Genomic DNA, 25,821 nt, shown 5'->3' with positions numbered 1-25,821 from the left:
CCTTTTTGATAAGCTAAACGCGTATTAAGCATTTGAATATCTTTTTCCGTTGTACGGCTCTTGCATTTCTCAGAAAACCTCTTGAAAAAATTTCCTCATCGAAAATTTTTACAAGACATTTTTTTAGATTATACCCTGTTTTCCACCTAAAATGTTGACTTTATCACCTGAAACCAAAGAAAAATGTTTGACCACCTTGCATGCTGTGTTAGCTTTCCCCAAAGGACAAAACCACACCGATCTTTAAATAATACCAATCAATAAACAACAATCTGTCAACAATCTGGCTTCGTATCTAACAGATTTAACTTGGCTTACCTTCAAATGCACCTTGGAATGCATCCCCTGTCCAGAGTTACTCTACAAACAACACTGCTTTAGGAATACGTACAGATGAAAAACACCCCATGCATAAAATTTTAACCGCATCTCAAACAATGGTATTTTACAACACAACGGAACAAACTATTGTCTTACAGATTTTCTCGTATCACTCTCATTCTGTTTCAAGAAGTTTCCTGACAAGTACAAAATGCATCTAAGAGAGTCAATTACTCACCATGTGTTAAACGCATCGCCAAAAGACTTCGCAAACCCAGCGCCCATTTTGAAAAAAAGAACGCTTTTTGCATACACGCTCTACCCAAAAGAGGGAGAGTACCATTTTGCCTTTTCTCGCTTTAAATAAACATATCCGTTGACCTCTTCCCGCCACCTCAAAAGACAAAGATTTTAGCCCCACATCGGTTTATAAAACAATCCAACTACTCTGAAGGGATTCCGTCTGCTGCTCACTTATATGATTCACTTGCATAAGGCTTAACCAAGCAAGCCCTCCACTGAATAGATGTCTCTTCAATACTTAAATGGATCAAGTATTGTATGTCTTATTTTCCTTATATCACCAGCTTCAATAATAGTGTTTTTATGACGGTGTTTGACGGCATAACATAATAGAATAAATTTTACCCATGGGCTTTTTGTCATCGCACAGCAGCGCTTTAAACCCAACGCTTTAAACCCAACGTTTTAATAATGTATCACGATACCACAAGAGAGAAGCATTTTGGATAAAGTCTTTATTCCTCAGCAAAAACTCTATGAATAAAGAAAGGGTTTTTGTTCTCCCCCTACCTTCAATAATCACTGTCTTGATCCTCTAACGAACAATAGGCAAACTTACCTTTAGACATCCAACAAAGGCAGCACAAAAAATAAAAAAATAAAGAGAGTTGAGTTTTTTTCTAAAGCGCCTCAAAACTTTCTACACAATATATTCTATAAGACTTTATATTCAATAAGACTTTTTTTCATAACAAATATTTTGTAAGTATTTTTATCTTTCTCTCAAAGCTTTCATTCTCAGGCTTTGACAGCATAAACCACCGCCATATTGACGGGGCGTGTTTCATCTCCCCCTGTTTTTTGCAACAAGACCTTATGTTCATGCTCTCCCGCAGCCTTCGTTAACCGATCTTTATTGTAGACTTGAGCCAGATTTCTATAATATTCACCGTGATTCATATCCCAAACTACCTTTTCAATCATTGGATAACTATGCTGGTGGTTACCTGTCGAATCTGTTTTTCCTTCATGGGTATGAGATTTAAAAGACTCTTCTTGTCGACTTCCCAAGCGACGTCCTTTATCAATTGCTTTTCCACTATCGAGCCCCCGTAAAAACATTCCACGCAAATCGGGAACATTGAATGTTGTTTGCCCATTTCCTTTTCCCCATGTTTCTCCCAGAACAGCAAAGAGATTGGCATAGTTCCTTCGCGAATATTCTTTACCATCACACAGTAACCATCCAGAGGGTATTTTTTCTGTAGCAAAAGTCCCGATAAATCCAGAAGAAAAAGTTTCAGGCAAAGGAGGAAAGGGCGGAATTTCAGGAAGTTTTATAGTAGGATTGGTTAAAAACCAGCCATCAGCATTTTTTCCGGCAATATCACGCGTATAGACAATTTCATAAAGTCCCCCTTTTTGAATTTCTCCGCCCTTTAAAGGCATAATACCCTCTGGCGTTGCCATATAAGTTGGTCGTGGTAGCAATTGATTTAAAGAAATATTTGTTATTCCTCTGTTGACGCCTTGTGCTTTAAAGCGCACAACAATGCCATCCATATAAGTCTCAAAAAAAGACTTTGTTGCCAAACGAAGTGACGTTCTCTCGTTTTCCACATCGACAGTAAACTGTGTTTCAATCCCGCCTCCATTATCCAACAAATATTCTTTGATGCGTTGCATCATAGCGCGAGCACTATCATTGACTGTGCTTGGTGGTTGCCCTTCTGCCCAGTTTATATTCTCGTCGACATAAGCATTTTCTGATGCAACAATTGACCAATCATAAATCGAACTCATAAAAGATACTCTTTTTTCAAAAAGGGAAAGCGAGCAAAAAATGAAGAAAAGAAAGCCGCAATTTTATTTTTAGATGCCGATATTTTCTCCATTTTCATTTTTTCCATTTTCAGTCCTATTTTGTCATAATCAACATGCAATAACTTTGTTTTCGCATTGACATAAACAGCTTCAGGGTTCACACGCAACACATCTTGCGCCATAACGCCCTGATAACGTTGTGGATTTCCCTTATAATTAAAGGTATAAAGTGGATATCCCTTTTTCTGCCCCACAGGGATAATATTTTCTTTTGTTCTCACATCACAAAGCCCTAAAATTCCTCCGACCAATCCAAGTACTTGCTGCGCATCACGCAATGGATCTTTTGTCACAGAAGGCATTGTCGTGGATTTTCCTGAAGTCGTTCCGTAATTTCCAGCAGCCTGTGTTCCTACCTGTAACAAACTTTGCAATCGGTTCCAATCTTGATTATCTTTTTCTGACCATTTTTGGCGTTCAGCATCTAAGACATTTTGGCGGTTTATATCTTGAATCATACCCCCTTTCAAAGCATTGCTTTGCACGTTACTCTGTCCTTGATAATAGCTATTTGCCGCATTAACTTGATCATTCTGAGAGCGATCAATCATCTGGTTTGCATTCATCATATTGTTAATATCTTGATTATATTGCTGTGCTGCAGCATTTGTTGCCAAGGCGCCTAACTCATCGGCCAGCACACCAGTATGAGCCCCAGAGCCATAACGTCCTGCTCCCGACATCGATTGATTAATTGCATCGGACGTTTTATTCAGAGCATTTTGCAATGCAGTATTAAATTTACTATTGCTTCCAATCCAGCTTCCCTTAGCCATACCGGAAAGATTTGTAGCGCTGTTGGTTGGTGCACTCAACCATTGCGTTACCGTTGGATTGTTATAGAGCCCTGCTGCTTGTTGTAAACCGGTCAGCGCATTTTTTGTCATATTGCTAAGACCAGCGACTCTGTCTCCCTGATAAACGTTTCCGCCAATTCCCTTATTATAAAGTCCAAGTGCATCAGCACTGGCTTGTTTAAGAATATCAGCCGCCCAAGCAGGTGGAGCATTTGTTTGTGTTGTTGTCTGCACTTGAGGTGTGGTTTTTCTACTCATGGGTTCAGAACCTTTCTATATTGAATAAGATTACGAGAATATCCGTGATGAGCGAGCTTTTTCGCCCATCCAGTTCTTCCAAACATGTGCATTTCTTCAGCATTAATTGTTCGCGCCCATTTTTCGACTTCATCAATCAACTTGACCAATTTCAGCCCTCCCTCTCCAGCAAGATCAGAGAGAATGACGCATTTTTTCCCCGTATGGGTTATTTCAACTTTGGTAATTGCAAAAGCACTAAATTGGATTTTATTTTTTAAGACAAGCCACAATTGTGCTTGTCCTGTAGCGATTTCTTCAGCAATTTTTTCCAGACAAACATCATCCGGAAAGCGCTGAACATATTTTTTCAATGCAGTATTGAGAGCCTCTTGATAGGGAGCTATTTTTTCCCATGGCCACCGCTCTGTCAGATGAGCAGAATATAAATCTTGACTCTCTTGCATCATAATTTTAGCTCTTTTAGCTGTGTCACTCATCTCCCCTCAAATAACATCCCCCTACGCATTTCACGCATTCCATGCCCCCCGCACAATAAAAGAAAAAAGTCTCCATCATCCCTTTGTCACAACAAAGGAGGAACTTTCTTCTTTATAAAAATAAACCATGGTGCTGCCTATTTTTCCTTTATCGCAGAAAAGCATGAAACATAACGCACCACCTTGTGCCTTTGTTTATAAAGGTTTGGGAAGCCTATGGGGCATTTGTTCTTTAATAATAGAGGCTTGAGCCTATCGCATGGTATTACAAAAGGGCATGCCTATCGCATGCCGGCCTGCGTCAATTCCACATCAAATCCAGTGACATGAGTCCAATTCACCCCTTCAGGAATACGCAATTTAAAGCGATAAAACCGTGCCCTTGCGCGACAATGAATTTGTCCAGTATTATAAGAAGGCTGTTTTTCTGGTAACCAAACAGTTTCCTCTTCAAGAGATTGTCGAAAGCGCATTCCCACAGACAAATAAAACTTTCCACTATTGACTTGAGGCATAATATTTTTCACCCGTGTTATCATGCCATTTGTCTGCCCCATTTCTTGTGATGTCACAACACAAGCCATAGGACACCCAGAAAACGAACCCAGTCTTCCCTGTTGATCAAATGCCCCCAGAATAGGCGATTCATTTTTCCAAGCTTTACTATCAAGAGAAAAGGATAAATCGTCAATATTCTTAGTCACAAAATCAAGACCTTCCAGGGTTGTTCCGGCTAAGAAAATAGGCAATACCATTTTGATATCGACGAGAGCTTTTGTCCATTTTTGCAACCCCCAATCATAAATGAGCAAGATACGTTTATGAAGATTCTCATCAGAATCAACCATCCAATAAACACGATTATACACCCCATCGATAGCAGCAGATAGAGTGTACAGATTATCCTTCCTTGATTTTGCGGTCATCGTTCGATCGACTTTTTCGAACCCAATGGGTATAATCTGTCCCTCATTTGTTATTTGATAAAACCCGCCCTCATCGGCAAAGAATGCTAAATCGCCTCTACAAACAATTGATTCAGCATTTTTTGCGCCTCGTTTATCGTGGATTTTTTGGAAACTAAAAATAATCTTAGAGCCAGGGATAAAAGAACCGGCATAGATTGCAGAACGCATAAAGATAATTGGATTTGTTGTCTCCGTTGCCCCTTGGACGAATCCGCCATCAGGAAAATCTTGATAATCACAACTTTTTTTCCCCACGGTCCAAAATTCAGCATCATTTAATCCAGACCAATGAACCCTTCTTGGATGCTCGGTTAATTTCATCAAACAAACGAAATCTCCCCAGATTCGAACAATCCCTGCCTGTGGTGGATTTCCTCCTAAATTTCTAAATGTTTTATCATGGTTAATATCAATCACTTGTGGTTTATCATTGGCATTCACCGCAATGATAAAATCACCAAACAAAGCAAAAGACCACGGAGCATCAACATTAGCCAGATAAGATTTTCCTTTTTGGCTAATATCTTTCCAGTTCATTGTTGTATTATCAAGTAAGTAGATTTTATCTCTTGTCCCGACAATAATAGAAACCCCATTTTTTGTTTTAACCGCAAGAGTGCCTAAGATTGGCTCCGGACAAGGCTCTGATAAAGGTTCAAAACTTGGCATAGGGATATAGGAGCCATCCGCCGGGAGCACATTAACAAGTTCATCGGTAAAAATTCCATTGATATCCGCCACATCGGGTCGATAATCAGCGATTGGGAAAAAAGCCATCAAGACCCCCATAAAATCTTTGAAGAGCCCAGTGCCATTCAAAACACCAAGGCTTATTGATAATAAAAACCACAAAAGCCCTTAAAACTCTAAAGGCATAAAATTCAACAAAACAAACAACCTAAAGTTGTTTAACACACCGAAAAAACGATACCATAAATAATGGCCACCCCAGCGCCATCCACCAGCGCCAAACCAAAATCAACTGCCCGCAATCACATCCCCATACCCCACAATGACGGGGGAAAAAGCCATTAAGCCCCCCATAAAACCTTTGAAAAGCCCAGTGCCATTCAAAACACCAAGGCTTATGGATAAAAAAACCACAAAAGCCCTTAGAACAAAACTCTAAAGGCATAAAATGCAACAAAACAAACAACCTCAAGTTGTTTAATTCATCGAAAAAACGATACCATCAATAATAGCCACCCCAACGCCATCCACCAGCCCTTCACCATCAACACCCAACGCGCATCCAACCATAAGCGACAAACCAGCCACCAGTGCCAAACCAACCTTCAACGCCAGCCATAAACGATTTGGAAAAAAGTCTTTTAAAAACGCATTGGGCGAATCTTTGAAAAACCTTTTCGGCGCGATGTTTCAATGCGCAAAGCTTGAAGCTGTTCTTGAAAATCTCTGAAAGAAACGGCGGCATATTCAGGATCTTTAAGAATATTTTTATAAAGTTCATATTTTGCCCGTGCTTTAATAAGATCAAAAGCATAAATCAACCAAGGATTATCGTCTTCTCTCAACTGTTCATCAGCAAAATGAACAGGAGCATAAGAAAGCTGTACAGTTTCCACATGTTCTGGTGTTGGAAAGAGTCCTATTTTTTGATCAAGGTACGTATAAAAGAATGGCGTTCCTAGCGCAGGATGCATACCATATTGTTGATGCAACACTTCCAAGGGCTTAAAGAACAACTTTGTTGGTGTTGCATCCTTTGTTACTAAAAAGACGCCCTCCAAACTCTTTTCTGATTCAATAAAAACCCCCTCTTCTTGCCCATACCATGTTTTACCACTTTGTGTTTTAAACGTCCTTTCTCTTTTTTCATTAAAGAAAAAGGGTTCGCGTTCACACAAACGCAAAGCCGTAAAAATTGAATCTTGAATTTGCAGGGAATATTCCGCTGTTGTATCGTCAATTTCATCTTGAATAAGCGCGACCATATAAGCAAAAGTTTTAGAATGATCTGAATGTGTAAGGTTTAGATTTTGGGGATCAGTGGATAAAGTGGTCATAAGCCTGTCCTTGTTTCTGGAAGCATTTTAAATTTTTCCCCCAACAGATCCCTCTTGTTGGGGGAAGAGAGCAAAAATTCGCTTTAAGCGGGTGCTCCATAAGTTGGGATGACAATAGTGCCAAAATCCTGAGCCCCTTGCGTACTTCCTGGCAAGGTAAAGCAAGTTTTTTTCATACCAATAATGGTTTTTGCCGCGACCCCGAATTCTCTTTCATAGTCGAAGAGTTCTTCCACCAATTTATAGCGTGTTGCTCCTCGATCTTTACCAAAAGCAATCACAGCACTCTGCGCACCAAGCAGAACAGCACGACGCACATTTGGCACAGCTTTATTTGCCGTCCCAGATTCAACCCCTTCGGTAATATGTTCAGCTTCGCGCAAAACCACACCATTATACATGCCCAACGATCCATCATAGAGCGGATTTTTGATACGACTTCCACTATAGATTGCCTTGGTAATGTCGAGCCATTGCCCCGCATCTGTATTGGTTCGCAATTGTGTCACTTGGGTTGGATGGAGATAAAGCACATAGACATTTTCCCCATCGAGCCGCACAGGTCTAATTTTAGGATTTGCCAATTTAGCCCGTTCAACTGCTTTATCAATCAAGCTGAGATCAAAAACATCGTCTTCTTTTAAGTCCTCATCTTTTGCTTTATCATTAGGACGTACCACGCGTTTATTGGTTGGTGCCGTTGGCGCATTAAACCCATAATGGACAGGTTTAAGAGTAATCGTACGTCCCTCAAAGTTAATTGTTTTTGCGGTATACCCGCAAACTTGAATGAAGAACATCATACTCAGACGATCTGCATACCAATCAACCAAACCATTTTTTGCCTCGGTGCGCAAATCATGAAGAATTCGTTGTTGATCAATCGTTCCCTCATTTTTGACACGCACAGCATGAACGAGTTCATTAATTGCCAAGCGATCATTGAGAAACTGTAAAGCTTCTTCATTGCCTTCCAATGTCTGCCCTTCGCTCACCCCATCGCCTAGCAACTGCACACGCAAATTAAAGCTAATAGCATCCCCACTTGCTTTCGTAGTTTCATCTTTTAATTGTACGATACTGTTTGAATCATTTCCAATCAACGGTGCAATTGGAAGTGCTTTTGAGACTTCTTGGTTTAGTAATTTAGACCATGTGCGCACTGCCATTGGGTCATTAAGTCCGATATAAGTTACAGTCATTTTGTCCTCTAAAAGTTTTATTGACATAAAAAACCCGGCAAAGCGCCGGTTGTTAAAACACCACATTTCATTTCAAATGGTGAATATGTTGTTCGTGAGTTTTATCTAATTTCTGTTAGCGTCTGCCTCCCCCTTATAAGAGCTCTCCTCTCCACATCCGTGTTTGAGAAATCCCCCCGCATTCTCCTGCGCCAAAAGCCGCTCCACGTTCCCGCAAAAAGCACCTGCCACATTCTTGTTTTTAAAATTCTCTCCCACCCATTAAACGATTAAAAGCAGCTTTATTTTTAGGTTCAGAAACCCAAGCGCTAAACTCTGCTTCTGACATTTTATCAAGCATATCCAAAGAAATCGGCCCATTTGGCGTCAAGCCGTTATAAGCAGCAAGAGTACGTGCAGAATTGTGTCTTTCCTGTAAATTTTCACCCATGTTATTGGGAACATTTGTGTAGCCAATTTTTTGTGCAATAGAGTAAATCACTTCAGCCGGATTTTGATTTTTTTGCGCACAATCGCGCAAGATCTGCTTCAACTCATCACCAATCAACGCATCAATATTTTTGGGATCGGCCATCTCAGGATAGAGCGAAGCACAAGCTGCCAATTGTTTAGCCCGCGTTTCATAAATAAAATCAGCTGCTTGATCAAAATCATCATGCTTTTGTTTAACACTGGCAACAGACTGCTGAAAAAACGCATGCAACTGTTCTGCTTCCAAAGCAAGAGAAGGCTGTTGTTTTTCATGTACAAGCCCTTGTTTTTGGAGTGTTTTTCCCAACCATTGCATATAGCCCATAAAGTCTTTTTGTGGATCTGGTGGAGCATCTTCTCCCCCTTGAACCTCTTTTCCAGCCTTTTGCGAAGAGTCCTGTTGTTGATGCATTTGCCCTTGAAAATTATCTTCAAGAGTTTTTTCTTCTCTTCCAATTTCACCATCTTCTCCCTCTTGTGTTGAGACCAGAAAATCTTGTTTCAATTGGTTTTGTTCTGCCGGCGTTAAGTGTTCTTGATCCATGACATTAGCCTTCTCTTTTTTTTAACAATAAAATCAAATTTTTCAGATAAAACAGCCCATAAGCATTTACCCCTCAATGCTCTCTCATCATTTAGCACCAGCATTCCCCCATGGCTCCCCCACCATGACAGCAAAACTCCTTCTCCACCCTGCTTTTCCCAACAGTCCTGCCCTACAAAACAGTTCTTTTGAGAAAAGGGAGCCCATGCACTACGAAAATCGATAAGCAATTTATGATATATGGCGTTTATCAGAAGTCACGCATGACAAAGTGTCCTATTATTGAGCCTTTAGTGTCTGCAACATCTGCATTATCTGGTCTGCCCCCACATTATCCCCCATCTGCGCTGAGGCATTTTGCTCTTCTTGAAAAGAGTTTTGCGCCTTTATCGCAATTTTATGAATAAGTGAAGCCGGTAAAGGCGAATAGCGTAAGAGATCGAGCATAATCTCAGGCGTTGCAAAATTTTGCATCAAAGGCAGCAATTGCATGATCAGTGCAAAAGTACGCTCTTTTTCATTAAGACTTGTTGGTGCATCATCCACGACAATATCATATTCCAAACTTGTCACCATTTCGCGTGTCAGCGGCACATACTGGGCATTTTCATCACCGGCAATACGCACCAACCGCCCATCGGACAGATAATTTTGAATAAGATAGAGAATAATTTTCCCCTGTCGTTGCCGATATCGACGCAACCCATCAAAAAAGGAAGCCAAAAGATTAAGTGACGATTGTCGCCGTTGTTGTTCAAGAATGCCAGGCTGATTGACAGCTCGCGTCCCAATAAATTCAGAAGACAACCCCGTCACCTGTTCGAGAGCGCTCTTTGCTTCATTAAACAATTGGAAAAACCCTTGCGGAAATTGCGCCACGGGTTTAGGCTGGATTCTTCCCCCAGACACAGCCCCACTTTTCAACCAAGTAATACTATCGACTCTAGCCCAACTCTCGAGGGCTTGTCGATCATCATCAAAAGCATCGCGTTCTGCCATAATTCCGCCTTTTGATTGGCTATTGAGCAAATGCATCACTTGACTAAAATATTTGTTTGCCCACCGTTGCGGATCTTTTGTTGGCTTAACAATTCCGTAAAATTGCCGGCTTAACTTATCAAAAGTACCGGTAATACACTCCCATCCCAATTGATTGGGTGGAACCAAGGGCTTATCAGGCGCTTCAAGCAGCTTTCTACCTAAAAATGCCCGTTTGACAATTTTTCTGTTCAACCTTGTTGCCTGGACATGAGGAAAGGTTTTGCTTAAATTTTGGAAATCCTGCTCTGAATAATCGACAAACTTTCCACTTAGAGGCTCGAGAACTTTATAAACCACCTCGCGTTCAAACCAGCGACATTCTACCAATGTCACCATTTTAGGACGTTGATAGCCGCTCCCCTCTTCTCCTTGATACCCCCTCTCGGACTGATAACTTTGTGTCATCCCATCGCTGGTTGAATGTAAAAAACTCTGATGTTTAACCCAATCAGCATTAAGATCGCTCCAATGAACATTGGGAAACATTTCCTGCGCCACAGCAAGGGGTTTTTCATCAATATACCATAAGCGTTGTGCATCAATAAGATTAGGCTTGACAGCACTTGCATCCCACACCATTTTCATCGGGTCTAAGCGTGCAATGATTGGTTTTCCTTGTGGATCTTGTTCATAATCAAGGCGTGTATCTGTCCAGCCCATTCCGCAAATAATTGCATCTTGAAAAGCATCGGAATCTTCGTATTCCCCGTCAGCTTCATCACGAAACCACTCAGCCGCCCCTGTCAGAATCTGGTTCGCAAAAGCTGCTCCTTCTTGTCGTGGAATAAATTGAACTTGTCTTTTATTATTGCGCTCAGCCCCAATCACGGCATTAATTAAAGGTGCAATACGGTTAAAAGTCATGACCGGTCTGTTTTGTTCGTTTAAGACAGCCAAGTCTTGCTCATTCCATTGCCGTCCATTATAAAAATCGTAATCTTCCTGGGCATTTTTTCGCCATTTTTCGACATGATCAATATCATCCTGATACCAACCCACGAGTTTTTTAAATAGTGCTTGATTTTCAAGCGTTTCGATTTGATTAAAAGAAGAATCTGTAGACATATTCATTAAAAAGCCATCCATGAAGTTTGAGAATGGTGAAACGAGCGATAAGGTTTTTTTCGCGCTTTAGCATTTGGCTGTTCATAAGCCACACACATCAGTCCAAAGGCATCGGCCCCATGGCTTGCCCAATCATGTTCAGCGCCTAGTCCGATATTGCGCTGTTCGTCGCGCTTTTCATGATACCAAGCAAGCGCTTTTCTGCCCGCACATGTTGTTTCACGATTAAACCATAGTGCAGGAAACAACCGCCTTACGGCTTCGATACGCATTTTCACAGCGCCAGTTCCTTGATTAGGAATTATTTTGGTTTGAAAACCGGCTTGTTGAAGGGCACTTTCAAAACTCACATTATAGACACGATCTTTTGTTGCGCCATCATGAGGCAAGACCATAAGAGCCTTTTCATATCCCCTTTGAAAGACCCAGCCCACATGCTCTGAGAGAGGTTGTCCTTGGGCTTCATAATAATCGAGCACTCGGATTTCCCGTCCAACGAATTGCGCCACCCACAATGCGGTAGCATCGGCCTTTGCTCCTGTTCCCCCGATATCCCAAAAGATTCTCACCTGCATCAAAGGATCACGTGGAACAGTTGTAATCCGCCCTTCCATTTCGGCTTCGAGAAGACATTTCTGATAATAAGCCCCTTGGACAGCTTGGAGATATTCGCCTTCCCAAATATGGTTATACTGCTCTGGTCTTTGCTGCAAATCGTCCATTCGATCACGATTGAGTTTTTCAGGAAATTGCGGATTATCACGCCAATTGATTTCCACCCCTTTGATATGAGGATTATCGACATTTCGGAAACGTTTTTCCACGGCTGCATTTTCATGGCATGGGTTCCATGTCACCCATAATTCTGCATTCCAATCTTTTCCTTCTTCGCGCAAAGTTGGAATAAGTGTTTGCCAAGCAGTTTCTGTCACGGGCTCGGCTTCATCGACCCAACAAAGGAAAACGCGCCCCATTGATTTAATACTTGCGATATTGCGATCAAGCCCAGCAAACACATAGACGATCCGTCCATCTTTTGACTTAATATATTTATCGCCGATTTCATAATAGTCTTGTAAAAAAGGATAAGACTCGATAGCGCGTTTAATTTCCTCCAAAGAACTTTCATTAAGAGAATTTTGAAATTGCCGTGCACAAAGAATAATCCCGCGTTCTCCAGCCATTCCATGGCGATATCCCACCACAGCAGACATCAAAGCAAAAGAACGTGTTTTTCCAGAACCGCGTCCTCCCCAAGCGGCTCGCACATCGGCATTTCCAGTAAAGACAGGAATAAGCTTTGGAATAAGAGCCACTTGAGCCGTTTTCTGCTCAATTTTTTGAGAAATTTTCTGAACAGTTGTCATTATAAATTTTCATACTTTAGCAATAATTGCGCTGCACCCTTTTGCTTATCCCAAGTTTAATGATCCCAGAGCAATTGAACGAAAAGAGCAATTGAACGAAAAACGCCCTTCTCAAAAGCAGCGCTTTATCTTTTCTTCATCCTAATATTCAATAAATTTCACTTTTTTGCATGAGATCCCCTTGACCCCACCTATGCGCCCCAAGCCCCCAAGGCACAAAAGCCCCACCCCCTCAAACACCGCGCCTGTCATCCCCCAACCACAAGCACGGTATCCCCTCAACCAAATCATAGCCTCAGCACATGGCTCTCAGGCATATCCAAAGCCCAACATCCTCCAAGATCATGCCTCTCAAGCATCACCAATCCTCACACTTTATCCCCCAAGATACCCCCACCAAAACACATGCATCCCGCAAGCATAACACTTCTCTCAAGTTTCATGCCCCCCACCCATCAAAACACTGTTCCATATCCACCACACAAATACCCTGCACCAAATTCCCTCCAGCACACGGTCCCTTACAGCATCATTCACCAAAGCCCCTTCCCAGTATCACGAGCGCCCACAAGCACGATAGCCTCCGCTTCAATCCCTTCAAGATAGGCAATCACCAAAGCAGCCCCCTTCCAAGATATCACCCACCCAAGCCTAACATTTTTCAATATCACAAGCCTCAGTTATCGAGGTATTATGCTTCTCCGGTCCGCTATTTTTTGCATTCACTGGTACAATCTCGATACGCGAAACTGTTTTAACCTGCCCTTCTCCAGCCTCCTGAAGAGGCAACACTTTTGCAAGAAGCGAAAAAAACGGTACGGGATTATTGAGAGCATGATACTGAAGATAAGACACCAGCCCATCTTCACCATAGTGATATCCAGCCTGCTCCGCCGCTGTCAAAAGAGCTTCATTAAATCGCTTTGTTGTTTTATTTAAAGTCCCTTTTTTCCGCCCTCTTCGACGTAAGGGAAGACAATGTTCATCTACCATCATCATGTTCCTTCCAACTAAAGAGAAACCAAAACCTCAAACACAAAAAATGACATAAAAATCAGCAACAAAATTTGACAAGCATTCAAAAATTAAAAAAATGGGACACACCCAAAAAGATAAGAGCCCACATAAAGCCCAAATCCTCCGCTTCATTTTACAGATTCACATTTTTACGCTTTTACATCATTACAGAAAAAAGCCAAATGAAACTCAAAAACCGCCATCCCCACGCCCCTCTGTAAACACGGGTCTGTCAACAAGCTGATTTCTCGTCTATCAGATTTCCCTGCTGATTATTTCATATGGCTATCCCACACTTCAAAGAATGGTGTTTCATCAAACACGCCAGATAAGCTCTGATCTACAATTCGACTTCAAAAAGCAAATTTTCCTCTGCTGAATAAAGCTTCCACCCCGCACCGGTTTTAAACTATCATCCAACCTCTTCCCCAGTAAATTCCCCTACTAACATCAGATTACCACCCCCCCAAACATCCCTATTTTACAATATAACAGACTAGAAAATCTTTTAATTGTTCTTGCCAATCCCTTGAAATTACTTTATCACTCAAAGGATATATTGATCGTCCACGCAACGATCAATAAGGGATAGTAAAGCCCTAAGCTCTAGCGTAAGAATGAACCCACTTTGTGGGTGTCCCGGGATTCCGGGAGTTTTTGCTATGTCCAGGTGTGATAAGCACTAAAAGCAAAAATGCTGACTAGAGCTCAGTACTTTACTACTCCCGGAATACCAATGCGAGGGCGCTCGCAACCGGAGGGGAGCTTGAAGTGCAAACTAAAAATTCACATTTCAACGACATTTCAATAGGTAAAAAGATCCGTCATAGAAGAATTTCAATGGGACTTTCTCAAAAGGAATTAGGAAGCTATTTAGGTGTCAGTTTTCAACAAATCCAGAAATACGAAAAAGGATCTAATCGTGTAAGCGCGGGGTGTTTGCTCGAAATTGCTAAAAAACTAGAGGTTCCTATGAACTTTTTTTATGCGGACCTTTTAACAGCAGATATTCCCACAAAAGAACATGCCTTACACCACGATCAAGACACATACAGCGAAAAAGAATACGCACTTTTGAAAAACTTTAGAGAGCTCGAAGCGAAAAAACAAAAAGCAATCTTGTGGTTAATTTCTGATTAGGCAAAAGCGCATCAATCGACATCCTTTGCCAATATTCCCCTCTGCCTAAAGCCTTGCCCGCCTGATATCACCACATCTCAAAAAACGGTTTACGACATCATAGGATAACAAACTTCAAAATAGGATAAAAACACCAAAACCTTGGAAAAACATCCCCACCCCTCTCACAGAATCTTATCAAAAGATCTCATCTGATTTAAACGCACAATTCCGATTGTATCATTATGATACCTTTTTACATTTACCTTGTCAAGTTTTTATATTTTTCTTTTGATATTTTTGTGTTTTTCTTTAAGGAAGCCACATCCCTCAAAACACCCTTCCCTGCAAAATGCCCCTCATACAAAACACAATGTCTAAAACAACAAGAGCTAAAATAGGATTTCTCCTAAATAGGCTTTCATTGTATTGCTCATTCACCCACTTATTAAAAAAAACACTTCTCAATGCTTCTCACACCCATTTCACGGATATCCCCATACAAATATAGATGCAACTATAATTGTTAAGCTCCGCATAGAATATAAACGCCAACCACAATTTTTCTCTCTTCACATCTCTTTACACATCAACTCTGCAATCTGTTCACAGCCATTCCCCACACACTCTTCTCCAGAAAACGCACTTCAACAACACTCTTCATCCCAACTTTCTCCTCCATTCACGAAGACACTTCCCCCAATCCTTCCCACCACATTCCATGCCATGATAAAAGCTCTCACAAAGCACAAATCCTCCGCTTCATTTTACAGATTCACATTTTTACGCTTTTACATCATTACAGAACGCAGCCAAAGGAAACTCCCAAACCACCACGCGATAATTTGATAAAAACAAAACACCTTTACAACAATCTCAAACAACAGATTTCTGTAAAGAGCTCATATGAATTTGATTGTTTAGATCTGACTATTAGATTGGCATATAGAGCCGTAGAACAGAAAGTAATTTTCTATAAGACAGAAACGATAAAAGCGCTATATAACTGAGACAGAACATGAAGAATTGCAAACAGATAAAACGACATCTTTCTTCGTTACAACACTGAAATTGTAAACGAGACGATGAATAACTATCGTCTGAATATGCAATTTTCACATCTGCAAATTTTTATTGATTAATTCAATCCCAACACTTCCCCTGAAACACATTTCTTCATTATCTACTTCTTTGAGACAAACCGGCAAAGGGGTTTCATCTATTATAAGTACGGATATAATAACGGGTTACTCCAACCTCATCATAAGAAACCATAGACATGATACCTGTCTTTATTGGCATTATTTGATAAGTCAAGATTACACCATTTTGCTGTTTGTTTGGTTGATCTGTATAGATCACGTTATATCCATTCCGTCGCAAGAGATCAATAAATAGAGGAGTAAAGTTGTCTTCTGTTTTATTTTTTTTCACAATAAGTATTGTTGTAGCGGGCGGTAAAGGTTTTTTAAGATTACGAACAAAATCGTTAGCAATTAATTTTACATCATCTTTCGTAATATTTGGACTGACATAACTTGATGAATAATTACTGATAGATGCACAACCAGCCACCAATACAAGCGGTAACGGAAATAAATATTTTGACATCTTAACTCCCCTATTAATTGCATTCTCTTCTGAGAAGCTCCTACACCAGAAATAAGAGCCTCCTTTCAAAGAATAGCCTTAACAACATATTTCTTTACTATCAAGCATTAGTTAATCACTTTCTCGCTTGTTTAAAAAAACGACCACCATCTCTCATAGTACTCAAAGCTTATGTTTAAGACACAAAATATATATGTTAAAAGTACGAAAAAACACATGTAAAGCATATAGTATATGTATACTTACTTTCATGGTGTGTTGCATTACATAAACCAACGCACAGCACCCTTCATTTCCCCTCCATTCACAAAAACACTTCCCCCCAATCCTTCTCACCACATTCCGCGCCCCCAAAAGCCCAAAGTGACCAAAAACACGCACAATATATAAACCACAAATCCCCCACTTCACTTTTACAGATTCACATTTTTACGCTTTTACATCATTACAGAACGAAGCCAAGGAAAGGTTCACCGCCCCGTACCACTCTATAAACAACGGTCTGTAAAGAATTCAAATGCTTGCCTAGCAAGTTTCCACCACTGACCACTCATTCGTTTCAGATCACCCCCTTCAAAGAGCTGTGTTTTTACCTCATGAATAAGATAATGAGCGAACCGTCTTTAGAAAAAAGAAACGGCATGGAGATATAAAATATATCAATGGTCGTCATCGACTGTCGTGTTAAGAGGTGTTAACTCTTTATTTTTCTTAATTTTTACAACGCCAATAATTCCGGTGGAAATAATTAATGCGGACATAGCTAAAAAAGAGCTTAACAATCCCACGAGAGCCAAAAGTCCAGCAATAAAGCCAGACATTGCTTCCGCAGAGTTTGCTAAAGTTGAAAAGGTTCCAAAGCTCTTACCAAAATCTTCACGACGAGAATATAATTGAATAGCTGAGACTAAACCAATATCCACAAAGGCACCAATAAATCCTAGAACAAATGCTAACACGAGAAGGAATTTTAAATAAATTTCTGCAGCTAAGGGCATAACAAACAGAATAACCCCATAAAGAAGCCAAAATATCATGAGCTTCAACGATGTAATATTTAATATAATTTTACTATAGAACAAACCACCAACAATAGTTCCAACAGCCATGAGAGAAAAAATATAACTCACAAGGCTCTCCTCTCCCCCCACAAAAAGAACAAAAGCTGGAATTAAAAATCTTAAAATAGCACCCGTAAAGAGAATAGCAAACGACGATCCAACGAGCGTAATAAATAAATTATTATTTTCTGTAGAAATATATTTAAGATATGAAGCTGTTTCTCGATAAATTTTTATAAAATTGAATGATTTACTCTCGCTTGAATTTAAATTCATGAGATTAAATAACATGATAATAGATATAAAATAGGTAAAAAAATCAAAAATGAGTACTGCCGATTTATTTGCTAAAAAAAGCAGTATGGAACAAACCAAAGGGCCAATGACGGCTGCCGTTTCCATGATAATTTGAGCAATGCTATTGGCCTTTGTAAGATCTTTTATTGAAAACATTCTGGGAATAGCAGCTTGAAAACTTGGTTGGAAAATACTTCTTCCTATCGTTGTACATATTGCTGCAAAAATAAGAACAATGATATGTGCCGTACCTGTTATAGTGGTTATAAAAACAAACAATGAAGCTAATAATCTAACAACTTCACTTAAGATCATATTTTTCTTCAAAGAAAAATTATCCGCTAACCAACCTCCTATAGGGCCAAAAAAGAGAAAAGGGATAAATCGAAAAAAATACACAAGACCTGTAAAAAAGGTGTTATCTGTTAATTCTAAGACCAGTAAAATAAAAACAACTTCATAAGCATAATCACCAACTTTGGAAATAAAGAGAGAGCAAAAAAGAGCTAATGGACTCTTTTTTAAAAACAAATTCATATCAACCATCCGATGTTAAACTTTGCTACACTTAAAGTTACACTTCCTTCGCTACAATTGGTGATATGAACTTCAGAAGAGTCTTTTATTCTAATAAATCGCTTAATAAGTTAAGTGAAAATTTTTAAAGAAATACTCCTCTTGATATAAGCATTTACTCTAATATCAAGTAATATATTAATTTTTCTTGCTTATTTGCTTTAAAAAAAGAAAGAATGTAAAAATTATGAGATCACAATCTTCCATATTATTACATTGACCTCCACCCCACGTCTCAAAGAATGAAAATTCCCAACCAGCACTAGTCTACAATCCCACAATAAAAAGCAACTTTCCCCACAAAATAAAGCTTACACCCAACCACTTCTCAAACGACAGCACGTCATCAGGCTCGACAAATCAAGCCCTATCTCCAAAACCGCCATCCTTCACGCATCTCTTTGCACCACCGCCTTACCCACACTCTCCTCCTATCCATGCGCACTCTCTTCATCCTCCATTCCCCTTTTTCTCTCCCGTCACACACTTAACAACTTAACAGCACTCTTCCTCTAAACTTCCATTCACGAAGACACTTCCCCCCAATTCTCGCACCACATTCCACGCCCCCAAAAGCCCAAAGTGACCAAAAACACGCACAATATATAATCCACAAATCCCCCCACTTCACTTTTACAGATTCACATTTTTACGTTTTTACATCTTTACAGAACAAAGCCAACGAAAAGTTCACCACCCCGCACAGCTCTATAAACAATAGTCTATAAACGAATCCAGCTTTTTGCCTAGTACCCTTACAGTCTTCAGACCCGCCCCTCAAAAGAAAATGTTTCATCAGACCAGACAAGATAAGCCCAGCCAAAAATATTCACCACACACTCTAAAAAACACCTAAATGTGGAAATTGATATACTTGATATCATCCCCCCTCCAAATAACGCCGTTTTATAGCACATTGATTTTTCTTGCCAATCTTCTGAAATTACTTTATCACTTAAAGTGTAATTTTGATCGTCTACGCAACGATCAATAGGGATTAAAAACCCGAAGACTTGACACATAAATTTATCCCGCTTTGCGGGTATCCCGGAATTCCGGGAGATTTTGCTATGTCCAGGTGCTTTGGCACTAAAAGCAAAAAGCTGAGTCAAGTCAGTGTTTTTAACTCCCGGAATACCAATGCGAGGGCGCTCGCAACCGGAGGGGGGCTTGAAGTGCCAACTAGAAATCCACATTTTATCGATATTTTGATAGGCAAAAGAATCCGTCACAGACGCATTGCAATAGGGCTTTCCCAAAAAGAATTAGGAAGCTATTTAGGTGTCAGTTTCCAACAAATCCAAAAATACGAAAAAGGCTTAAACCGTGTAAGTGCCAAATGTTTACTAGAAATCGCTCAAAAACTAGAAGTTCCTATGAACTTTTTTTATGCAGACATTGCCACAAAAGAAAATCTTTCAACAAAAGAAACCCTCTTACACCACAATCAAGAAACCTATAGCGAAAAAGAACACACTCTTTTGAAAAACTTTAGAGAGCTCGAAGCGAAAAAACAAAAAGCAATCTTGTGGTTAATTTCTGATTAAGCAACAGCGCACTAATCAACATTATTCCATTCATATCCCCCTTAAGTCAAATTCAAACCAGCTCCCCTTCAAAGAGCAATGTTTTACGGCATAATAGAATAGAAAATTCTTGATTTTTCTTGCCAATCTTCTGAAATTACTTTATCACTTAAAGTGTGATTTTGATCGTCCACGCAACGATCAATAGGGAGTTGAAGACCCGAAACCTAAACATAAATTTATCCCACTTTTGTGGGTATCCCGGAATTCCGGGAGTTTTTGCTATGTCCAGGTGCGATGAGCACTAAAAGCAAAAAGCTGATTTAGGTTCAGTATTTTTGACTCCCGGAATACCAATGCGAGGGCGCTCGCCCCTAGCGGGGGGCTTGAAGTGCAAACCAAAAATCCACATTTTATCGACATTTCTGATTAAGCAAAAAACGCGATTTATAATCCATATTTCGCACTTTTTTAAAAAGTACCCAATCTTATAGTCTTTGAGATTATTTTGATTTTTCTTGCCAATTTTCTGAAACTACTTTATTACTTAAAGGGTGAGTTTGGTCGTATACGCGACGATCAATAGGGAACTGAAAGCCCGAAACCTCGATACATAAGAATGAACCCACTTTTGTGGGTGTCCCGGGATTCCGGGAGATTTTGCTATGTCCAGGTGCGATGAGCACTAAAAGCAAAATGCTGATTCGAGGTCAGTGCTTTCAGGCTCCCGGAATACCAATGCGAGGGCGCTCGCAACCGGAGGGGGGCTTGAAGTGCCAACTAGAAATCCACATTTTATCGATATTTTGATAGGCAAAAGAATCCGTCACAGACGCATTGCAATAGGGCTTTCCCAAAAAGAATTAGGAAGCTATTTAGGTGTCAGTTTCCAACAAATCCAAAAATACGAAAAAGGCTTCAATCGTGTAAGTGCCAAATGTTTACTGGAAATCGCTCAAAAACTAGAAGTTCCTATGAACTTTTTTTATGCAGACATTGCCACAAAAGAAGATCTTCCCACAAAAGAAACCCTCTTACACCACAATCAAGAAACCTATAGCGAAAAAGAACACACCCTTTTGAAAAATTTTAGAGAACTCCAGCCGAAAAAACAAAAAGCAATCTTGTGGCTAATTTCTGATTAAGCAAAAGCGCAACGATCAACATTATTCCATTCATATCCCCCCCTTAAGTCAAATTCAAACCAGCTTCCCCTCAAACAACAGCACTTCATCAGGCTCAATAACTCAAACCCTGCCCTCAAATATTCTAGCACACCACACCCCTTCAAAGAGCAATGTTTTACGGCAGACTAGGATAATCAGCTGCATTTTTGTTGTCACTTATAATTTTCCAATGACTTTTGAATGCCTCAATTAGTCTTTTTATAGCACTTTCACTCTTTTTAAAGCTTCTTTCTCTGCTTCTTCTTTTAACTTCATGTCATTGGTGCCTTCATACCTTTTTATTGTTTTTTCAATCTGATCATCAGTCCCTGCTTTAAAAACAATCATTGTTTCAAACGGACGAAATAATGACGATTGCGAAATATGAAAAAAGATATTCGTGCGCAAATTGTTTGGATCAAACTCGCTATACCTTTTTATTTTTAAGTCATCGATAGATATCGCTTTTTTTGACATAGCAAGACCAATAACATCGCTATTTTTCTCACCAAAATCTTTTACTTTTAAAAGGTTATTTTTAGCGTCACAAACTGTCGATATATTCATGACTTCGTTAAGAACTAGAGCATTTATATCAAATTGAGCACCTATGCCAAAAATGAATACAAGATCACGCAAAGAAAAAGCTTTTTGAAAATAACAAGCATTGTACAAACGTGAGGGAACCCCAAGACATCTGACTGCTCGTCGAATGATTTTTATAGCGAGCTCATATGATTTTTCATCTAAACGATGATCACGAATGTCTGGAATGTAGATTTCTTGTGTTTCTTGTAACGGTGCAACTTCACTGTTTACTGCACGATCAATAAGCTTTTCTAACCAATTGTAACTCTCAACATTATCCTGCTCTCGGACAGACGATCTAATCTCTTCTAAAAGATTGTCCAGCCCACACTCTTCTCTAAAAGCACGCTCTCTTCGATCACACGTCATCGTAAATGTATGGGTATTTTCTCGTTTGTCCGGTATAGATGATGCGTCAATTTTTGGATCATTCACTTTAAATGGATCAACGCTTTCTCCACTTTTAACAGATATCGAATGCTCACCTCTAATAGTATCAAAAACTCTCGCCCCTTGCTCCTCCCTAAAAGAAATGCCTTGTTCAAGAAACATCTTTAATGGATTGGAATCATCCGGTGTTAACGATATACGCTGTATTAAAGAGTCCAAAATTTCCTGTTGAAGCTTATCATCACTTATTAACGAATCTTTCCTATCCTCGTAGAAATCCTTTAAGCCTTCTGGAATACGCCGATTGTAACTCTTAACTTCCTTTGCAAACCAGCTGTTAATTAATTCCTTGTTTGTGGCTAAGTTTGTAGCTAATTTCATGAGATTATACCCCCCATTTAAATTTCAAATGACCCTTTTTATCAATAAACTCCAATACAGTTCTTATTAAAGTTCTTGAAAAAAGTTCATTATCTGTTTATTTTACTTAATATTTACCATATTATAGTTTATTGGTAAATAAGTAAAGTAAACTAAATTAAGATATAGATGATATTTTTAATATACACCTCCACTTAAACTTGTCTTTGTAACACGAATAGCGAAAATTTTAACCAAAACAGGTTAGGGAGCTTTTTTAAGTCTTTATCTTGATTAAAAAACTGCAAAGGAGCAAACTTGATTGTGCAGATAATCATGCTTCATTATCTACGAGCCACTAACAAGAGTGCAATCAATCAAACAGTTAAAAAAAACTTTTAGCAAAATTTTAAAGCAAAAAAACGCACATCACCGAAAAAATGAGAGAGCAGTGCATTTTACGCATCCTCCACCTTTTTCTTAAACAGCAAAACTCCAATCCATCATCAAAATATCTTCGTCTAAAATCCCCCACACCCCCTCAAAGAGCAATGTTTTACGGCGGATAAACGGCATTTCTCTCTAACGTTTTTACGCACAAAGCAATAAAGCAATCCCGCTTGTGACTTCACTTATAAAATTGCAAGAAAATAGTTTTCACGACAAACAGAAGTAAAAGAATCCTACGATATTCGAAAACGCTGATTTAACATGCAAAAACACCAGCCACTCCCTTTGCTTTGCAATAAAATACCGCTGTCTCATCGTGAATTTTTCTAAATCAGCACGCTTCAAAGAGCGGTGTTTATCACATAATAGGATTATCACCGCCCTTTATACCATGAATTTTTCCAAACTTAATCTTCAGGCAAAAATTCCAACCGATCTCCTTGTTTTGTAATTTTCACCGTTGTCTCATCGTGAATTTTTCCAAATAAGATATTTTCCGCCAGTGGGTCTTGAATTTCTTTTTGGATAATCCGTTTAAGCGGACGCGCACCATAAAGGGGATCATAGCCCTTATCGGCAAGAAATTTTCTCACCTCTGGCTCGATTTGCAAAGTTATTTTGCGTTCATTGAGCAAATTTTGCAAATGTTCTATCTGAATATCGACGATAGCTTCCATATCGTGACGTTGCAGCCTTTGAAAGAGAATAATCTCATCAATACGGTTTAAAAATTCAGGACGGAAAGCCGCTTTAACGACATTCATAACATCATTTTTTGCCTGATCGGTTGTTTGCCCTTCAGGCAAAGCAGTTAAAAACTCAGCACCAAGATTAGAAGTCATAATCAACAAAGTGTTACGAAAGTCGACAGTTCTGCCCTGGCTATCCGTCAAGCGTCCCTCATCCAACACTTGCAACAAGAGATTAAAAATATCAGGGTGTGCTTTTTCAATTTCATCGAATAAAATGACCTGGTACGGTCTTCTACGTACAGCTTCGGTCAGCACTCCCCCTTCTTCATATCCGACATATCCGGGAGGTGCCCCAATCAGCCTCGCCCCAGCATGTTTTTCCATATATTCTGACATATCAATACGCAACATGGCATTGGGGTCTTGGAAAAGAAAAGCGGCCAGTGCTTTGGTTAATTCGGTTTTCCCCACACCAGTAGGACCCAAAAACATGAAAGAGCCAAGCGGCCGATTAGGATCTTGCAACCCTGCACGCGCACGACGTACAGCACGAGAAACAGCTTGCACAGCCTCTCCCTGCCCAATCACACGTTTGCTAATTTCATCTTCCATCCGCAACAGCGCCTCCCGTTCTGCCTCCAGCATTCGATCAACAGGAATACCGGTCCAGCGTGAAACAATCCGCGCCACATGTTCAGCAGTAACCGTCTCTTCGACGAGATGATTTTGTTGGTCATCATTTTCCGCGATACTCAATTGTTTTTCGAGTTCAGGAATGACACTATAAGCGAGCTCTCCAGCGCGTTGGAATTGTCCATCACGCTGTGCAATAGCCAAAGCATTACGGGCTTCTTCGAGTTGTTTTTTCAAATCGGCAGCATGCCCTAATTTTTGTTTCTCGGCCTGCCAAGCACTTGTCATCTCAGCGGACTGTTGTTCCAATGTTTTGAGTTCCTCCTGCACATTTTCCAAACGTTCTTTTGCTGTTGGCTCGACATCTGTTTTCAAAGCTTCCCGTTCGATCTTCAACTGTAAAATACGCCGATCAACAGCATCGAGTTCTTCCGGCTTTGAATCGACCTGCATACGCAACCGCGCAGCCGCTTCATCGATCAGATCAATAGCTTTATCCGGCAAGAAGCGATCCGTAATATAGCGTGAAGAAAGCTTTGCAGCTGCAATTAAAGCACTATCAGCCAAACGAACTTTGTGATGTTGTTCATATTTTTCCTTAATACCGCGCAAAATAGAAATAGTATCTTCCAAAGAGGGTTCAGGTACAAAGACAGGTTGGAAGCGGCGTGCAAGAGCAGCGTCTTTTTCGACATATTTTCGATATTCATCGAGCGTAGTAGCGCCCACACAATGGAGTTCTCCGCGTGCAAGAGCAGGTTTTAACAAGTTAGAAGCATCCATAGGACCGTCAGATTTTCCAGCGCCAACAAGATTGTGCAATTCATCAATAAAGAGGATAATTTGTCCATTTTCGGCTTGCACCTCTGCCAGCACCGCTTTAAGGCGCTCTTCGAATTCCCCACGATACTTTGCACCAGCGATAAGCGCTCCCATATCCAACGCATGAAGCTGTTTATCCCGCAAAGTTTCAGGCACATCGCCATTGATAATGCGCAGAGCTAACCCTTCCACAATAGCTGTTTTCCCCACCCCAGGCTCACCAATCAACACGGGATTATTTTTGGTACGCCGTGAAAGCACCTGAATAGTGCGGCGGATTTCCTCTTCCCGCCCAATCACAGGGTCGAGTTTTCCTTCACGGGCATCTTTTGTGAGATCCCGGGCATATTTTTGCAAGGCATCATATTGTCCTTCAGCATGGGGGCTTGTTGCTGTTTTTCCTTTCCGCAGCGCATTAATTGCCCGATTAAGCGCTTGCGGGGTCAATCCTCCACTTGTTAAAATATCGGCTGTTTTTGCGGTCTTTTCCATGATCAGCGCTTGCAACATGCGCTCCACGGTCACAAACTGATCACCGGCTTTTTTCGCAATATCCTCAGCCAGCGCGAAAACTTTTGCCAATGGCTGAGAAAGATAGAGCTGTCCATTTCCCCCCTGCACTTTAGGCAAAGCATCAAGTGCTTCTTTTAGCGCCTTTTGAATAAGAGTAAGATCACCACCAGCGTTTTGGATAAGCGATGCAGCCAATCCTTGAGAATCGTCTAACAACACTTTCAGGAAATGCTCCGGCAAAAACTGCTGATGATCAGAAGCAAGAGCGCTATTTTGTGCTGATTGTAAAAAACCCTGCACGCGTTCGCTATATTTTTCCAAGTTCATTTTTTT

21 protein-coding genes are annotated in these 25,821 nt (G+C 40.2%); 3 read left to right on the top strand and 18 right to left on the bottom strand.

Going from position 1 to position 25,821, the window contains the following annotated elements; translation table 11 throughout:
• Window positions 1-1,362 precede the first annotated feature (1,362 nt).
• From bgtC to ACFIO5_RS02820, 13 genes are all read right to left on the bottom strand, one after another.
• Entirely contained in the window at window positions 1,363-2,367 is a 1,005-nt protein-coding gene (gene bgtC / locus ACFIO5_RS02880) for a gene transfer agent tail collar protein BgtC (RefSeq protein WP_375639968.1), read from the bottom strand.
• The gene (gene bgtD, locus ACFIO5_RS02875; RefSeq protein WP_375633307.1) at window positions 2,364-3,503 is read right to left on the bottom strand and encodes a BaGTA-type gene transfer agent maturation protease BgtD; all 1,140 of its coding nucleotides are present in this window, start codon (window positions 3,501-3,503) and stop codon (window positions 2,364-2,366) included. Before bgtD ends, bgtC begins: the two co-directional genes overlap by 4 nt.
• Window positions 3,500-3,982, bottom strand: a complete 483-nt coding sequence (locus ACFIO5_RS02870) for a hypothetical protein (RefSeq protein ID WP_375634552.1) — start codon at window positions 3,980-3,982, stop codon at window positions 3,500-3,502. The genes bgtD and ACFIO5_RS02870 overlap by 4 nt, the downstream gene beginning before the upstream one ends.
• A gap of 281 nt (window positions 3,983-4,263) precedes the next feature.
• Window positions 4,264-5,727, bottom strand: coding sequence for a gene transfer agent protein BgtE (gene bgtE / locus ACFIO5_RS02865; RefSeq protein ID WP_375636949.1), 1,464 nt, complete (start codon window positions 5,725-5,727; stop codon window positions 4,264-4,266).
• A gap of 201 nt (window positions 5,728-5,928) precedes the next feature.
• Window positions 5,929-6,054: a hypothetical protein gene (locus ACFIO5_RS02860; RefSeq protein WP_375705090.1), complete on the bottom strand. Its 126-nt coding sequence runs from the start codon at window positions 6,052-6,054 to the stop codon at window positions 5,929-5,931.
• A 63-nt stretch (window positions 6,055-6,117) separates the two neighbouring features.
• Window positions 6,118-6,249, bottom strand: a complete 132-nt coding sequence (locus ACFIO5_RS02855) for a hypothetical protein (protein ID WP_375636947.1) — start codon at window positions 6,247-6,249, stop codon at window positions 6,118-6,120.
• 32 nt (window positions 6,250-6,281) lie between these two features.
• Window positions 6,282-6,977: a phage adaptor protein gene (locus ACFIO5_RS02850; protein WP_375633311.1), complete on the bottom strand. Its 696-nt coding sequence runs from the start codon at window positions 6,975-6,977 to the stop codon at window positions 6,282-6,284.
• A gap of 83 nt (window positions 6,978-7,060) precedes the next feature.
• Window positions 7,061-8,179, bottom strand: coding sequence for a BaGTA-type gene transfer agent major capsid protein (gene bgtG / locus ACFIO5_RS02845; RefSeq protein WP_375643242.1), 1,119 nt, complete (start codon window positions 8,177-8,179; stop codon window positions 7,061-7,063).
• Between the two features lie 241 nt (window positions 8,180-8,420).
• Complete coding sequence (locus ACFIO5_RS02840; protein ID WP_375636945.1) at window positions 8,421-9,194, bottom strand: hypothetical protein; 774 nt, start codon at window positions 9,192-9,194, stop codon at window positions 8,421-8,423.
• 279 nt (window positions 9,195-9,473) lie between these two features.
• Window positions 9,474-11,321 carry a BaGTA-type gene transfer agent portal protein BgtI gene (gene bgtI, locus ACFIO5_RS02835; protein ID WP_522729871.1) on the bottom strand — a complete coding sequence of 616 codons (1,848 nt, stop codon included), beginning with the start codon at window positions 11,319-11,321 and terminating at the stop codon, window positions 9,474-9,476.
• Window positions 11,306-12,667: a PBSX family phage terminase large subunit gene (locus tag ACFIO5_RS02830; protein ID WP_375631846.1), complete on the bottom strand. Its 1,362-nt coding sequence runs from the start codon at window positions 12,665-12,667 to the stop codon at window positions 11,306-11,308. Before ACFIO5_RS02830 ends, bgtI begins: the two co-directional genes overlap by 16 nt.
• Window positions 12,668-13,200: 533 nt before the next feature.
• Entirely contained in the window at window positions 13,201-13,332 is a 132-nt protein-coding gene (locus ACFIO5_RS02825) for a hypothetical protein (protein ID WP_375684124.1), read from the bottom strand.
• The gene (locus tag ACFIO5_RS02820; RefSeq protein ID WP_375633375.1) at window positions 13,319-13,663 is read right to left on the bottom strand and encodes a hypothetical protein; all 345 of its coding nucleotides are present in this window, start codon (window positions 13,661-13,663) and stop codon (window positions 13,319-13,321) included. Before ACFIO5_RS02820 ends, ACFIO5_RS02825 begins: the two co-directional genes overlap by 14 nt.
• Window positions 13,664-14,455: 792 nt before the next feature.
• Between ACFIO5_RS02820 and ACFIO5_RS02815 the strand changes: the two genes are divergently transcribed.
• Entirely contained in the window at window positions 14,456-14,824 is a 369-nt protein-coding gene (locus ACFIO5_RS02815) for a helix-turn-helix domain-containing protein (protein WP_375633315.1), read from the top strand.
• A 1,194-nt stretch (window positions 14,825-16,018) separates the two neighbouring features.
• Here ACFIO5_RS02815 and ACFIO5_RS02810 read toward each other — a convergent pair.
• The 3 genes from ACFIO5_RS02810 to ACFIO5_RS02800 form a co-directional block, all read right to left on the bottom strand.
• A complete protein-coding gene (locus tag ACFIO5_RS02810; protein WP_375705089.1) occupies window positions 16,019-16,414 on the bottom strand; it encodes a conjugal transfer lipoprotein TrbH in 396 nt (131 codons plus the stop codon).
• A gap of 659 nt (window positions 16,415-17,073) precedes the next feature.
• On the bottom strand, window positions 17,074-18,309 hold the full coding sequence (locus ACFIO5_RS02805; RefSeq protein WP_375705094.1) for an MFS transporter: 1,236 nt from the start codon (window positions 18,307-18,309) through the stop codon (window positions 17,074-17,076).
• An 803-nt stretch (window positions 18,310-19,112) separates the two neighbouring features.
• Entirely contained in the window at window positions 19,113-19,460 is a 348-nt protein-coding gene (locus ACFIO5_RS02800) for a hypothetical protein (protein ID WP_375705088.1), read from the bottom strand.
• Between the two features lie 63 nt (window positions 19,461-19,523).
• On the opposite strand from ACFIO5_RS02800, the gene ACFIO5_RS02795 reads away from it, so the two are divergent.
• The gene (locus tag ACFIO5_RS02795; protein ID WP_375636961.1) at window positions 19,524-19,895 is read left to right on the top strand and encodes a helix-turn-helix domain-containing protein; all 372 of its coding nucleotides are present in this window, start codon (window positions 19,524-19,526) and stop codon (window positions 19,893-19,895) included.
• Between the two features lie 752 nt (window positions 19,896-20,647).
• Window positions 20,648-21,019, top strand: a complete 372-nt coding sequence (locus ACFIO5_RS02790; protein WP_375634542.1) for a helix-turn-helix domain-containing protein — start codon at window positions 20,648-20,650, stop codon at window positions 21,017-21,019.
• A 240-nt stretch (window positions 21,020-21,259) separates the two neighbouring features.
• Here ACFIO5_RS02790 and ACFIO5_RS02785 read toward each other — a convergent pair whose 3' ends face one another.
• Window positions 21,260-22,399 carry a phage major capsid protein gene (locus tag ACFIO5_RS02785; protein ID WP_375680849.1) on the bottom strand — a complete coding sequence of 380 codons (1,140 nt, stop codon included), beginning with the start codon at window positions 22,397-22,399 and terminating at the stop codon, window positions 21,260-21,262.
• 836 nt (window positions 22,400-23,235) lie between these two features.
• Window positions 23,236-25,815: an ATP-dependent chaperone ClpB gene (clpB, locus tag ACFIO5_RS02780; protein ID WP_375701268.1), complete on the bottom strand. Its 2,580-nt coding sequence runs from the start codon at window positions 25,813-25,815 to the stop codon at window positions 23,236-23,238.
• Window positions 25,816-25,821: the final 6 nt, after the last annotated feature.

Source organism: Bartonella sp. AA86SXKL (genome assembly GCF_042196885.1).
The sequence above is the reverse complement of the archived record's forward strand: the minus strand, read 5'-3'. Positions and strand labels throughout refer to the sequence as shown.

Coding starts and splice junctions, on each gene's coding strand:
- ACFIO5_RS02830 (WP_375631846.1), bottom strand. CDS start 12,667: ATGACAACTGTTCAGAAAATTTCTCAAAAAATTGAGCAGAAAACGGCT.
- bgtC (WP_375639968.1), bottom strand. CDS start 2,367: ATGAGTTCGATTTATGATTGGTCAATTGTTGCATCAGAAAATGCTTAT.
- ACFIO5_RS02805 (WP_375705094.1), bottom strand. CDS start 18,309: ATGAATTTGTTTTTAAAAAAGAGTCCATTAGCTCTTTTTTGCTCTCTC.
- bgtI (WP_522729871.1), bottom strand. CDS start 11,321: ATGGATGGCTTTTTAATGAATATGTCTACAGATTCTTCTTTTAATCAA.
- ACFIO5_RS02820 (WP_375633375.1), bottom strand. CDS start 13,663: ATGATGGTAGATGAACATTGTCTTCCCTTACGTCGAAGAGGGCGGAAA.
- ACFIO5_RS02785 (WP_375680849.1), bottom strand. CDS start 22,399: ATGAAATTAGCTACAAACTTAGCCACAAACAAGGAATTAATTAACAGC.
- bgtG (WP_375643242.1), bottom strand. CDS start 8,179: ATGACTGTAACTTATATCGGACTTAATGACCCAATGGCAGTGCGCACA.
- clpB (WP_375701268.1), bottom strand. CDS start 25,815: ATGAACTTGGAAAAATATAGCGAACGCGTGCAGGGTTTTTTACAATCA.
- ACFIO5_RS02840 (WP_375636945.1), bottom strand. CDS start 9,194: ATGGATCAAGAACACTTAACGCCGGCAGAACAAAACCAATTGAAACAA.
- ACFIO5_RS02810 (WP_375705089.1), bottom strand. CDS start 16,414: ATGTCAAAATATTTATTTCCGTTACCGCTTGTATTGGTGGCTGGTTGT.
- ACFIO5_RS02870 (WP_375634552.1), bottom strand. CDS start 3,982: ATGAGTGACACAGCTAAAAGAGCTAAAATTATGATGCAAGAGAGTCAA.
- ACFIO5_RS02850 (WP_375633311.1), bottom strand. CDS start 6,977: ATGACCACTTTATCCACTGATCCCCAAAATCTAAACCTTACACATTCA.
- bgtD (WP_375633307.1), bottom strand. CDS start 3,503: ATGAGTAGAAAAACCACACCTCAAGTGCAGACAACAACACAAACAAAT.
- bgtE (WP_375636949.1), bottom strand. CDS start 5,727: ATGGCTTTTTTCCCAATCGCTGATTATCGACCCGATGTGGCGGATATC.